The 13322-nt window shown below is 57.0% G+C and carries 10 protein-coding genes; 3 read left to right on the top strand and 7 right to left on the bottom strand.

Features of this window, described 5'->3' with window-relative positions:
- The first annotated feature begins 12 nt into the window (after positions 1-12).
- Positions 13-3078, top strand: coding sequence for a bifunctional [glutamine synthetase] adenylyltransferase/[glutamine synthetase]-adenylyl-L-tyrosine phosphorylase (locus H2O17_RS07280; protein WP_182049089.1), 3066 nt, complete (start codon positions 13-15; stop codon positions 3076-3078).
- A gap of 45 nt (positions 3079-3123) precedes the next feature.
- On the top strand, positions 3124-3732 hold the full coding sequence (locus tag H2O17_RS07275) for a histidine phosphatase family protein (protein ID WP_182049088.1): 609 nt from the start codon (positions 3124-3126) through the stop codon (positions 3730-3732).
- Between the two features lie 126 nt (positions 3733-3858).
- On the opposite strand, the gene H2O17_RS07270 is transcribed toward H2O17_RS07275, so the two are convergent.
- The 7 genes from H2O17_RS07270 to lpdA all read right to left on the bottom strand — a co-directional run bounded on the left by H2O17_RS07270 (position 3859) and on the right by lpdA (position 12443).
- Positions 3859-4620 carry an amino acid ABC transporter ATP-binding protein gene (locus tag H2O17_RS07270; protein WP_220456732.1) on the bottom strand — a complete coding sequence of 254 codons (762 nt, stop codon included), beginning with the start codon at positions 4618-4620 and terminating at the stop codon, positions 3859-3861.
- 2 nt (positions 4621-4622) lie between these two features.
- The gene (locus H2O17_RS07265; protein WP_182049086.1) at positions 4623-5603 is read right to left on the bottom strand and encodes an amino acid ABC transporter permease; all 981 of its coding nucleotides are present in this window, start codon (positions 5601-5603) and stop codon (positions 4623-4625) included.
- Positions 5604-5605: 2 nt separating this feature from the next.
- On the bottom strand, positions 5606-6505 hold the full coding sequence (locus H2O17_RS07260) for an ABC transporter substrate-binding protein (protein ID WP_182049085.1): 900 nt from the start codon (positions 6503-6505) through the stop codon (positions 5606-5608).
- A 295-nt stretch (positions 6506-6800) separates the two neighbouring features.
- Positions 6801-8225: a type I glutamate--ammonia ligase gene (glnA, locus tag H2O17_RS07255; protein ID WP_182049084.1), complete on the bottom strand. Its 1425-nt coding sequence runs from the start codon at positions 8223-8225 to the stop codon at positions 6801-6803.
- A 191-nt stretch (positions 8226-8416) separates the two neighbouring features.
- Positions 8417-9121 (bottom strand): DUF4191 domain-containing protein, encoded by a 705-nt coding sequence (locus H2O17_RS07250; protein ID WP_246311186.1) that lies wholly within the window; start codon positions 9119-9121, stop codon positions 8417-8419.
- Positions 9122-9284: 163 nt separating this feature from the next.
- Positions 9285-11048 carry a 2-oxoglutarate dehydrogenase, E2 component, dihydrolipoamide succinyltransferase gene (sucB, locus tag H2O17_RS07245; protein ID WP_182049083.1) on the bottom strand — a complete coding sequence of 588 codons (1764 nt, stop codon included), beginning with the start codon at positions 11046-11048 and terminating at the stop codon, positions 9285-9287.
- Positions 11049-11066: 18 nt separating this feature from the next.
- Positions 11067-12443 (bottom strand): dihydrolipoyl dehydrogenase, encoded by a 1377-nt coding sequence (gene lpdA / locus H2O17_RS07240; RefSeq protein WP_182049082.1) that lies wholly within the window; start codon positions 12441-12443, stop codon positions 11067-11069.
- Positions 12444-12946: 503 nt separating this feature from the next.
- Between lpdA and H2O17_RS07235 the strand changes: the two genes are divergently transcribed.
- Positions 12947-13276, top strand: a complete 330-nt coding sequence (locus tag H2O17_RS07235; RefSeq protein ID WP_182049081.1) for an oxidoreductase — start codon at positions 12947-12949, stop codon at positions 13274-13276.
- The last annotated feature ends 46 nt before the right edge of the window (positions 13277-13322 follow it).

Raw genomic sequence — 13322 nt, 5'->3', positions numbered from 1 at the left:
AGCAGGGTGCGAATGCGCGAAATAAGCCACACCCGGCAGCTGCGCCACGCTGGGTTCATCGATCCCGGCAGAGCTGAAAACCTTCTGGCCGAACCTGTTCTACACAAGCTCGACATCACGCGCTACATTGAGGAATTCTCCGCAGTTTCTGACCCTGATCAGTGCCTGTTGGCACTGATCAGGCTTGGGGAAAACTGTGCGGATCAAGGTAGATACGACGTTCTCCATGACCTGATCAGCGATCTAGGGCCGCGTTCCGCACTGTTTGCATTGCTCGGTATGTCCAGTGCGTTGGGGGACTTCCTTATCTCGCACACCGGTCAACTCGATGCGGTGCTCAGCAGTTTCCGTACGGATAGCAATACCGAGGCCAGTGAAGAGCGATTCGGAATTCCACCGGTTTCGCTCGCCTCGGAGCGGGAGGTCGCTCTGCGCGCTGTGGGTGGCGATCCTGCGTCCATTACTCCGGTTGCGCGCTTGTCTGGTGCCGCTGGAGTCAACGCAATGCGGGTCACCTATCTCACTAGGGTCTGCACCTTGGCCGCAGCAGACCTCACCTCTACGGATGTGCTCGGTGCCATGCCCTTGGTTGGTGCCGCTATGTCAGACATCGTGGGAGGGGCACTTGACGCTGCGCTCGCGGTAGCTCGCGCCGAAGTTCCGGGTTCTGAACGAGTTGGCCTGACCGTCATCGCGATGGGGAAGACGGGAGCGCGCGAACTCAACTACATCTCCGACGTCGACGTGGTGTATGTTGCGCGGTCCTTGGAGATTGACGGCGAGGAACCTCTTCCTGAAGCAGAGATGCTGGCAATCGCAACGAAACTCGCAGCGGCTATTGGAAAGGCTGTCTCCGCACCCGCTGGAGAACCCGGCTTATGGATTCTTGATGCCGCGCTGCGGCCAGAGGGCAAAGATGGTCCGCTCGTGAGAACTCTGGAATCTCACGTTGCCTACTATGAGCGTTGGGCAAAGGGATGGGAGTTCCAAGCTCTACTCAAAGCCCGTCCCATTGCGGGAGATCTCGAATTGGGTGCCGCCTATCTGGAAGCACTATGGCCTTTGGTGTGGACGGCTGCTGGTCGCGAGAACTTCGTGGAGGATTCGAGGGCTATGCGGCGGCGCGTGGAAGATCATGTGCCCGCGCGCGAAGAGAACCGCCAACTCAAGTTGGGCAAGGGCGGCCTTCGTGACGTGGAGTTTACGGTTCAGCTTCTCCAACTGGTCCATGGACGAGCAGACCAGACCTTGCGGGTCCGTTCGACGCTTGAGGCGTTGGCGGCACTGCGAGACGGAGGATATGTAGCGCGTAACGATGCGCTCGCACTTGATCATGACTACCGTTTGCTCAGAACTCTTGAACATCGGATTCAACTCCAGCGTCTCCGGCGTTCTCACCTCGTTCCTACCAATACCACTGAACTGCGGCGCATCGCGCGCTCGATGCATACAGATGGCATCACCACAGAAGCCGAACTCGAAGAGGTGTGGCAATCCACGCGACGCCAAGTACGTGGGCTGCACCAAGAGATCTACTATCGCCCGCTCCTGCCCGAGGCCGCCAGGCTTTCAGCTGATGACATCTCGCTGAACTTCGACGCCGCTATCGCGCGATTGGCTGCGACGGGATACCGGGATCCGGTGGGAGCACTCAACCATATCCGTGCGTTGACCGCGGGTGTATCACGCACCGCAGCTATTCAGCGCCAGCTTCTGCCTGTGATGATCGGGTGGTTTGCTCAGGGTCCCGAACCTGATAACGGGCTCCTCACATTTAGAGTGCTCTCAGAGAAGATGGGCCGCACCTCGTGGTACATGCGGACCTTACGTGACGGTGGGGCGGCTGCCGAACGGCTGTGCACGATCCTTTCATCCTCCCGCTACCTTGCCGATCAGATCCCCAGCCTGCCTGAATCGGTCAACTGGCTGGTAGAGACTGGCGATCTGCTGCCCTTAACCCGCGAACAGCTTGACTTGGAACTGGACTCGCTCATTGGGCGGCGCAATGGAGCATCTGAGATTGCTGCAGCAGGCAGGTACCTGCGCCGGCGCGAAATGCTTCGCGCCGGCATGGGTCAGACGCTGCGGATAGTCAATTCAGTGGACTCCAGGGCAGCGGTTTCGCATGCGGCAGACATTGCGCTGGACGCTGCCCTTCAGGCAGCCACGCTTGCCGCTTGCCAAAAGCTTGAAACTGAGCCGCTTTCGCGCTACCTCATTGTGGCAATGGGACGCCTTGGGGGAGAAGAGATGGGGTACGCCTCGGATGCGGACATCCTCTTTGTCCACGATCCTCTTCCGGATGTGGACCCAGAGGCGGCTCAACGCCTCGCGCTGGAAATCGCCGCTCAGGTGAAGGCGCTCCTTCAAGAACTCGGCCCGCAACCCCCGCTCCCGGTGGACTTTGACCTGCGGCCAGAAGGCCGGCAGGGAATGCTCACCCGCACCCTTGCTTCTTATGCCGAATACTATGAGCGCTGGGCCCAGACATGGGAACGGCAGTCGCTTCTTCGTGCTAGACCCTGTGCGGGCGACGCCGATCTGGCAGCCTCCTTTGTTGCGCTTATCGATCCGTATCGATATCCAGCAGATGGCCTGTCAGATTCTGAAGCTCTTGAGATCCTCCGCATCAAGGCTCGTGTGGAGACCGAACGGATGCCTCGCGGAGTCTCGCCACACCACCACCTCAAGTTAGGGCGTGGCGGACTCTCTGATGTGGAGTGGACGGCCCAACTCATTCAGCTCAAACACGCAGGAAAGTGCGCGAAGCTTCGCACCACGTCCACGCTGGGAGCTCTAGACGCTGCTGCCAGCGCGGGTATCATCAGCGAAGCGGATGCCGAACAGCTCGCGACTGCATGGAACCTCGCTTCAGAGATCCGGGACGCAAATTTCCTCGGGACGGGCCGATCGTCGTCGTCGAAAATCGATGTACTGCCCCACAATTTGCTCGATTTGGCGGTCGTTTCCTCGCTTTTGGGCCATGACGTCTCATCACGCCATGACATCGAAGAGGAGTATCTGAGGGCATCGCGGCGGTCGCGCGCAGTAGTTGAACGGGTTTTCTACGGCAAGTGACTATATCCTTGAAAGGAGATTTACACAGCACAAAAAGGAGTCGCCATGCGAATTCATCTCATACGGCACGGACAGACGGAGATGAACGCCATCCAGACGATTGACACGGTATACCCAGGTGCTTCGCTCACCGCAAAGGGACGCGAGCAGGCGCAGGCGCTCGTTGGACGGCTGGAAGGCATTCCGTTTGACTCTATCTACGTCTCAAATCTCGTTCGCACGCATCAAACCGCGGATCCGTTGGCCAGAAGTCGAAGCATCACTCCAATTGAACGCGATGGTTTCCGTGAAGTTGAAGCTGGTACGTGGGAACGCGGCTGCACAGAGTTTGACTACAAGGGCTACTACAGCACCATGATTCGCTGGATGCAGGGTGACCTAGACGAATGCATGGGGGGCGGAGCTAACGGGCGCGAGGTCCTTGATCGTTACGATTCCGCAATCCGCGAGATTGAGCTAACGAGAGCTGAGAGTGTTGCCATCGTGTCCCACGGGGCGGTCATCTCCTACTGGGCCGGGCTGCGCGGCGCGGGCCTAACTAGGTACCACTGCATAGAACGCCATCTGGACAACACGGAAATGTGTGTGCTTGAAGGGAGCCTAGATAAGGGCTACCGGGCGCTCACGTGGATGGGCGAACCTGTCACGCTGTGACGCCACTGTGCACGTTTGGGCGCCTGATATCTCAGACGCCCAAACGTGCGGAGTAATTGATCCCTAAGTTTCTAGAGGCCTTTCCGCGTGACAAAGTGCCACGAGGTCTTGTCAATCAGCCACCAGCTACAACACCTTTGCAAGGAAGTTCTTGGTGCGTTCATTGGTCGGATGATCGAATACGTCGGAGGGAGAGCCTTGCTCAACCACGACCCCCTCATCCATGAACACAACATGGTTTGCCACCTCGCGTGCAAAGCCCATCTCGTGCGTGACCACTAGCATCGTCATTCCTGAACCCGCCAAGTCTTTCATGACTGCGAGTACCTCGCCCACGAGCTCGGGGTCCAAAGCCGACGTAGGTTCGTCAAAGAGCATGACATCTGGCTCCATGGCGAGCGCACGGGCAATTGCCACGCGTTGCTGCTGCCCACCCGATAGCTGGGCGGGGTAGTGGTTGGCGCGATCAGACAACCCCACCTGTTCGAGGAGATTTGCTGCCTGTTGCCGTGCTACCTCCGGCGCAATCTTCTTCACCTGAACGGGAGCTTCCATGACGTTTTCGAGTGCCGTCATGTGCGGGAATAGATTGAAGCGCTGGAAGACCATTCCGATAGCGGAACGTTGAGCTGCCAGCTCGGAGCTCTTCAGCTCATGGAGGCGTCCGTCCGTACCTTGGCGGTAGCCCATGAGGCTTCCGTCCACCACAATCGAACCAGCTTGAATCTCCTCCAACACGTTCACACAGCGCAACAACGTTGACTTGCCGGAACCTGATGGACCCAAAATGGCGCATACCTCGCCTGGCGCCACCTCGAGCGAGACACCGCGCAGCACGTGAAGATCGCCGTAAAACTTGTGGACATCGTGAATCTCAATCCTGCTCATTTTCACGGTGTCCATTCTGCGCTGTTGGATTCGGGAGTGGTCTGAGCCGCGTTGATGGCACTCTGGCGCGAGACTCGTTGACGCGCTTTGGCCCGGCGGCCCCCGCGCGAGGAGCGAGTGGAATCAGACTTGCCATAGTAGGCCTCCAACTTGGATTGTCCCACCATGAGAATGGATGTGATGACGAGGTACCAGATTGCAGCCACCACGAGGTACGGGATTTGGAGCAAGCTGTGGGTACCCAGATCGTTCGTCACCCGCGTCAGCTCCAGGCTGAATGGGACGGCTGTAACCAGCGATGTGGTCTTCAGCATCGAAATGGTCTCGTTTCCGGTTGGCGGTACGATCACTCGCATTGCCTGGGGCAGAATGATGCGGCGCATGATCTTGCCCGGAGACATGCCCAGAGCGCGGGCAGCTTCTTCCTGGCCGGAGTCAACCGAATTAAGGCCGGAACGCATGATCTCAGAGAGGTAAGCCGCTTCGTTAAGACCAAGTCCCAGAATGGCAGCAACTGCAGCAGTGAAGATGTCATACGTGCGGAATGAAACGAATTCCGGCCCAAATGGAATACCGAGTGAGATTCGAGGGTAGAGAACGCCAATGAGTCCCCAAAAGATCAACTGGGTATAGATTGGCGTCCCGCGGAAGAACCAAATGTAGGTCATCGAAACCCAACGAAGAATGGGATTCTCCGACCTGCGCATAATCGACAAGATCATGGCTAAGACGATTCCAATAGCCATGGAACTGACCGTCAGAATAAGGGTCCAACCGATGGCCTTGAAGATCTGCGGCTTGAACAGGGTGTCAAAGACGATATCCCAGTGGAAATTCTGGTTGGTTATAAGCCCGTTAGCGATCATTGCCGCCAAAACTGCCACTACTGCAGCGGAGGCCCAGCGACCCCAATGCCGAACGGGCACGGCATGAATGAGTTCCGGTAGATCCGAAGACTCGTCAGAATGTGTATGGCGGTTCATGATTAGAGAGCTGGGTTGATTTCAGCTGTGGTTGCAACTTGGTCTGTGATACCCCAAGCGTCGAAAATGTCCGCGAGAATACCCTGGTCGATGAGGTACTGAAGAGCAGCCTGTGTTGCTTCGGCCAGTTCCGTATCGGACTTGGCAGTGGTAATGCCGATCGGCACAACACCAGTGGTCTCGCCAGTGGTCTCGAGTTGGCCAGCGGTCTGTGACACGGCGTAATCGGCAACGGAGGAATCGGTGTACATGGCGTCAAACTTGCCGCCTACCAATGCCGTGGTGACAGCGGACTGCTGATCGTAGCGCTGGACATCCAAGTCGCCATCGCAGTTCTCTGCCAGCGTGGCGATCTCTTCATCTTGGACGGTTCCGGTCTGAACCCCAACAGATGTGCCACAGATATTGGTGGGATCGAAATCGGTGTTGCCCGCTGTGACGGTCCATGTGGAGCCTGTTGCGAAGTACGGGATCATGTTGAAGTTCGCCATGCGATCCTCGTTGACTGAGATGTTCGCAATGGCCATTTCGAACTTGTCGGGCAGGCCAGGAAGAATCGTCGAGAACTCCGCATTCTGAAGGTCCAGTTCGAGGCCCATGACCTTGGCGAGTGCGTTCGCGAGATCGATGTCGTAACCAATGGGGGTGGTGCCATCTTCTGCGTAAAACTCCGCGGGAGCGTAGTAGATGTTGTCACCCACGGTCAGCTTGCCATCCTCGGAAACGGCGGCGGGGACCATGGCTGCGATGTCGTCCACCTTTGTGATCGACGACGTGTCGTAGCCAGTGGTTGCTGCTGAAGTGCTGTCTGACGTGGAATCAGACGAACTATCGTCGCTACCGCAGGCTGCAAGGGTGAGAGCGAGTGCTGCGGCCAGTGCAGCGGTTTCAAAACGACGCATGAGGTCCTCCTGTTATTCGCGACAAGTGTACTCATCGCGGTATCTGGTCAGTTACTCCACATCTAGGATACCTAATCTATGCATAGCTATACAGCTTTGTGTATATAGCGGCGGATATGGCTTTCGTTACATCCGGACTGTCAGCTGGGCAACTAGCGAATCACCAAGGAAAAGCGGCATAGCATACTGAGATCCTCAATGCGAAATGATGCAAAAATGGCGGAGCCCGGAACCGAACGAATCGGTTCCGGGCTCCGCCAGAATCTGGCGTCAGAATGACGCCAACCTCCGAGTATCAGATATCAAAGTAGAGATCGAACTCGTAGGGATGAGGGCGCTGACGCAGAGGAGCAATCTCGCGCTCCATCTTGTAATCGATCCACGTCTGGATGAGATCCTCAGTGAACACATCGCCTTCCGTCAGGAAGTCGTGGTCCTCAGCAAGGGCCTGCAGAGCTTCTTCGAACGACTCAGGAACCTGAGCGATCTGAGCGTGCTCTTCCGGAGGCAACTCGTAGAGATCCTTGTCGATTGGATCAGCTGGTTCGATGCGGTTGCGGATGCCATCCAAGCCAGCCATGAGCTGAGCAGAGAAGGCGAGGTAGGGGTTCGCCGAAGGATCGGGAACGCGGAACTCGATGCGCTTTGCCTTGGGGGACGAACCAGTAACTGGAATGCGAATGCACGCCGAACGGTTACGGGCTGAGTACACGAGGTTAACGGGAGCTTCGAATCCTGGCACCAAACGGTGGAAGGAGTTGATCGAGGGGTTGGTGAACGCTAGCAGTGCCGGGGCGTGCTTCAGCAGGCCGCCAATGTACCAACGTGCGAGGTCAGAAAGACCGCCGTAGCCCTTCTCATCAGCAAAGAGTGGCTTGCCATCCTTCCACAGAGACTGATGGCAGTGCATGCCAGAACCATTGTCTCCGAAGAGTGGCTTGGGCATAAAGGTGACAGTCTTGCCGGCTTCCTTGGCGGTGTTCTTGATGACGTACTTGAACTTCATCATGTCGTCTGCTGCGGTCTTGAGAGTATCGAACGTGTAGTTGATCTCCTGCTGGCCACCGGTGCCGACCTCGTGGTGGGCACGCTCCACAACAAGGCCCACTTCTTCGAGCTTCAGCGACATCTGATCGCGAAGATCGCAGTAGTGATCGTTAGGAGAAACAGGGAAGTAGCCGCCCTTGATGCGGGTCTTGTAACCAAGGTTGCCGCCTTCTTCTTCGCGGCCAGTGTTCCACCAGCCCTCTTCTGAATCAAGGCTGTAGAAAGAGGAACGAACATCGTGACCGAAGCGGACGTCGTCGAAAATGTAGAATTCGGCTTCAGCGCCGATGAACACAGTGTCAGCAATGCCGGTGGAGACCAAGTAATCCTCGGCCTTCTGGGCGATGTTGCGAGGATCGCGGGCGTAGACCTCTTCGGTGAAGGGATCAACGATCGAGAAGTTCATGACCAGAGTCTTCTCTGGGCGGAACGGATCCACGAATGCTGAGGTAACATCCGGAACCAGCTTCATATCGGATTCGTGAATCGCTGTAAAACCACGAATGGAAGAGCCGTCAAACATCAGGCCATCAGTGAACACGTCATCCTTGAATGCCTTCACTGGAATGGTGAAGTGCTGCATGACGCCCGGAAGGTCGCAGAAGCGAACGTCAATGAACTTGACGCCTTCTTCCTTGGTGTAGGCAATAGCCTCTTCAGCGTTTGAGAACATTCTGTCTCCTTTTACCGTCCGCTCGGTCTGGCCCCGGCGGTGATAGTTACAGACTAGGTGGCTGCAGTTACCTGAGGGTCACCTAATTGTTTCGAGTATGTTACAAGTGTTGTGATTTAGCTCGCTCAATGCATGATGCCCCACAGCTTTTGCTGTGGGGCATCATGCGCACACGGAAGATGAAGCGACCGTTACTTGCCGCGAAGAGCTCTACGGCTCATGCGGGTCTTGTAGGGATCAATGCCCTTAGGAATGGGCAAATTGTTCGAATTAATCGCATCGAGCCGACGCGAGAGGGCAGCAACTTCTTCATTGGAGATGGCCTTCGGAAACTTCTTGATGGCTCGTTCGACCTTATCAAGTGTCACTTGACCCTTATCGTGGCCTGACATCACTACGTTCACTGGAGCGTTGGGTGCCACACGTTTGATGGCACGCCTTTCGTCATCAATCAAGCCGCGAACCCGGTTGACCGGGCCCTCCGTTACAAGGACAATTCCGCGGCGGCCGATGGCACGAAACACCATGTCCTGCGTGCGTGGGTTGAATCGAACAGGCTCTGTCTTGACGTCCCAGCCACGACCAAGGTTCTCAAGAATCGCAGATGTGGCGCCGGCCATCCCATCGAGCTGAAGGTAGCTGGCTTTACGAACTAGGCGCGTCAAGAGAAGCAGGGGGAGCAGGAAAGCGAGCATCACACCGGTGATGCTCCAGATGATCCAATTACTTGTGAGTGCGCCAAGTATGACGCCGAAAGCAATTCCGGCGGCCGCTGCGCCCAGAAGGCCCCACGGGAGCCAAGAGTACGTGCGCTTGGTGATCTTGTAGGCGTCACCTAGATAGTTCCACCAGTGCTTCTTCTTTGCTTTGCTTGGCTTGGAATCCCGTGCCATCATCTTCCTTTCGGCGTGCAGTATCACTGATTCTAGGCGATTGGAGTCTGTAGTCCCAATGCGGCACGTCCCATGAAGGACATGGAGTGCGCCACGCCAGTCGGGGGTCTTGCACCTTCGTGCAAGACCCCCGAGCAATTGCGAATCAATTGTTGGCTTTCTCGGTTCAGATGCCGAGGTCAGCCTCAAAATCTCCAGACTCAAGACGCTTCTTGAGATCCGAAAGGTAACGTCCGGCGTCGGCGCCGTCAACAATCCGATGATCGTAGCTCAGCGCCAAGTAGACCATCGATCGCAAACCAATCGTCTCGTTGCCGTCGGCGTCGCGAACAACTCCGGGACGCTTCGTGATCGTGCCAACGCCGAGGATCGCGACCTCAGGCTGGTTGATGATCGGTGTATCGAACAGAGCGCCAGCGGAGCCTGTGTTTGTAATCGTGAAGGTGGAGCCGGAAAGCTCTTCAGGCTTGATAGAGCCATCACGGACGCGCGATGCCACGTCGTTGATCGCCTTCGCAATTCCACCGATGTTGAGATCGCCGCAGTCCTTGATAACTGGAACCATGAGTCCCTTGGGGCTATCCACAGCCATTCCGACATGCTCGTGATCCCAGTAGTGGACGTTCTTGCCGTCAATTGAAGAGTTGATCTTCGGGTGTGACTTCAAGGTATCCACTGCGGCCTTCACGAAGAATGGCAGGAATGTCAGCTTGGTGGACTGCTTGGCTTGGAACTCATCCTTCTTTGCAGTGCGCAGTGCCACAACCCGAGTGACGTCCACTTCGATGACGGTGGTGAGCTGTGCAGAAACCTGCAGAGACTCCACCATGCGCTTGGCAATCACCTGACGCATGTGGCTCATCTTCTGGGTGGTGCCGCGTAGCTCAATACCCGTAGCCGATGGGGTGGCCTTGCCAGCGCGTGCCGGAGCTGCTGATGTAGCTGTAGGTGTTGCTGGGGCTTGAGCGGCCTTGGCTTCGGCGGCGGCCTTGGCTTCGGCAGCCTTCTTAGCTTCAATCGCTTCCTCGACGTCCTGACGGCGAACGCGTCCGCCTACGCCAGTTCCCGTCACTGCTGCCAAGTCCACTCCGCCTTCGCGGGCGAGCTTGCGCACGATTGGGGTGACGTAGACGTCAGCTTCCGCCGATTCCGCGACTGTGGCTGTTGCAGGAGCCGGAGCCGGGGCAGCGGCTTCAGGAGCCGCGGCAGCAGGCGCTGCAGGAGCAGAAGCTGGTGTTTCAGGAGTAGCCGGGGCAGGAGCTGGAGCGGCGGCTGGAGATGCCGGAGCAGGAGCCGCCGGTGCAGAAGCCACGCCGTCACCGATGATCGCGAGGACGGTGTTGACGGCGACTGTGGCATCTTCTTCAACCAGAATCTGCTGAATGACGCCTGCAACCGGTGAAGGGACTTCGGAATCTACCTTGTCAGTGGAAACCTCGAGGATCGGCTCATCCGCTTCCACCGAATCGCCAACCTGCTTGAGCCAGGTGGTGACAGTGCCTTCGGTGACCGATTCGCCGAGTGCCGGCATCTTCACTTCGACACCGCTCGCCGCGGGGGCCGGCGCGGGGGTCGGAGCTGATGGGGCCGGTGCTGCAGCCGGTTCGGGAGCGGAAACTGCCGGTTCGGGAGCGGAAACTGCCGGTTCGGGAGCTGGGGCGGCGGCAGCAACAGGAGCCGCGCCCGCACCAGAACCATCACCGATATAGCCGAGGACGGTTCCGACTTCGACTTCTTCGTCTTCCTGAACCAGGATTTGCTCGAGGATACCTTCTGCGGGAGCGGGGACCTCAGTGTCAACTTTGTCAGTGGAGACTTCGAGAATTGGTTCGTCGAGCGAAACGGCATCTCCCACGTTCTTCAGCCAAGTGGTGACCGTTCCAGTAGTGACGGACTCGCCGAGTGCCGGCATCTTGATGGGTTCGGACATAGTTCCTTAATCCCTCTCTCAGTTGTGAGCGTGAAGGGGCTTGCCGGCAAGAGCAAAGATGGCCTCGCCAACGGCCTCGTTCTGTGATGGATGTGCGTGAATGAGACCCTCGAAATCCTCGGGTTGAGCTTGCCAAGCGACCATGAGCTCACCTTCGCCAACCTGTTCACCCATGCGGGCGCCAATAGCGTGGAAGCCGACAATCGGGCCGTTCTTTTCGCGGACCAGTTTGACGAAGCCTTGAGTCTTGAGCATCTGAGACTTACCGTTGCCCGCAAGGTTGAATTCGACGGTTTCGACGTTTTCCTTGCCGTACTTCTCTTCAGCCTTGTTCTGGTTGAGACCAACAGAGGCAATCTCAGGGTTGCAGTACGTGACGCGGGGGATGAGGTTCTCATCAAGCGGACGGGGGTCAAGGCCAGCGAGCTGTTCTGCGATGTAAATTCCTTGGAGGAATCCACGGTGAGCGAGCTGGAGCCCGGGAACGATGTCGCCAACGGCGTAGATGCCGTCAATGTTGGTGCGCAGGCGTTCGTCAGTGAGGACGAATCCGCGTTCCATATTGATGCCAGCTTCCTCGTAGCCAAGGTTTGCCGTGGCGGGGCCTCGGCCAATCGCAACGAGAAGGTAGTCGGCGGAGAACTGCTTGCCGTCTTGCGTATGAACCGTGACACCGTTGGCATCCTGGTCCACGTGATCAAACATGGTCTTGGTGTTGAACTTGATGCCGCGCTTGCGGAAGCTGCGTTCGAGTACCTTTGAGACTGCTTCATCCTCATTTGGAACGAGGTGAGGAAGTCCTTCAATGATCTGAACGTCAGCGCCGAATGAGTTCCACACAGAGGCGAACTCAACGCCGATCACTCCACCGCCCAGGATTATCGCCGAGCCTGGCACCTGAGACATGTTCAGTGCTTGATCAGAAGTAATGACACGATCGGTGATTTCGAGGCCGATTGTCTTTGAGAAGGACCCGGAGGCGAGGATCACGTTCTTGCCGCGGTACTGGACGCCATTGACCTCAACGGTGTTCTTGGAGACCAAACGGCCCCATCCGTTCACAACCTCAATACCGCGGGAGGAGATGAGGCCTGTGAGGCCCTTATACATCTTCTCAATGACACCGCCCTTGTAGGCATTGAGAGCGCTCATATCAATGCCTTGGAACTGTCCAAGAACACCAATGGAAGGGCCTTCCTTCATCTCATCGGCCACTTCGGCTGCGTGAAGCAATGCCTTGGTAGGGATGCAACCGCGATGAAGACAAGTGCCGCCAACCTTGTCACCTTCAATAAGGGCGACCTTCAATCCGAGTTGCGCTGCTCGCATTGCGGCGGCGTAACCGCCACTGCCTGCACCGAGCACCACAATGTCGTAATCTTGCGTGTCAGCCACGTACCTCTCCCTTGAGCTAGGAACGGACCAGTCGATCGACTAGTCCTTACGTCCTAATTATTGACGCTTGGTCTGCGAGTTTCACAGCTATTACATTGTGCCACGAGCAACATTATCCATGTGCCCTGTCCCACATGCAGTCTACAGTCTTCTTAAACAATGGCTAGATTGAGCCATTTTGCTGAGCTCAAGAATGCTCGCTGCTGGGGTGCTGGCGGCGGCTCTGAGGTGCCCCGTTTTCGTGGCATCTTACACAATGTGACGTCTATCCCGTTCGGTCCTGTTGGTCACGGGGCATTTGTGTGGTTTTTGTGGTTTCTACCAACCATTTGCGCGCTATTTCGGCTCAGACGTTCTGGGCACTCCGGCGAGGATGTTCTAGACTAATTCGCTCCGGATTAGTTGGCGAGCCATAGGTACTTCGGTTAGTTCAGCAGTGAACGAACAAGGAGCCTTGATTGCGGTGTCTGGCCCACGGCCCTACAGCGGGATAATCTTTTTCTATGGGACTCTTTTCACGTAAGAAGCCAGAGAAATCTGAAGGTCAGTCACGGCGAAGCCAGCATGCTGCCCAAGCCGCAACCCTCAAGCATTTCGAGGGCTTCGTTGCGACCAAGTTGGGAGTCGAATCGTATTTTGAGCCAGCCACTCCTCGCGAGCAGGCGGCGTTGTTGCTGGTTGCCCGTGATGGTGAATGGACGCGCAGAAGAGTCCCCGATGCCGCGGCTGGTGCTCAGCTGGCAAATACACTAGGTATTCCGTTTTATGAGGTGGTCAAGACTGGCTACCCAGATTCCATGCGGCAGTGGAACCTGCGCCAGCAGGGGCGCTAATCCGGAGCTATGGCGGCCCCGTTGGAATGTGGGGCCGCCAGCCCAA

The sequence above is a fragment of the Changpingibacter yushuensis genome (assembly GCF_014041995.1).
In the GTDB taxonomy this organism is placed as follows: Bacteria; Actinomycetota; Actinomycetes; order Actinomycetales; family Actinomycetaceae; genus Changpingibacter; species Changpingibacter yushuensis.
Note: the sequence above shows the minus strand (reverse complement) of the source record. Positions and strands in the feature narration are given on the sequence as shown.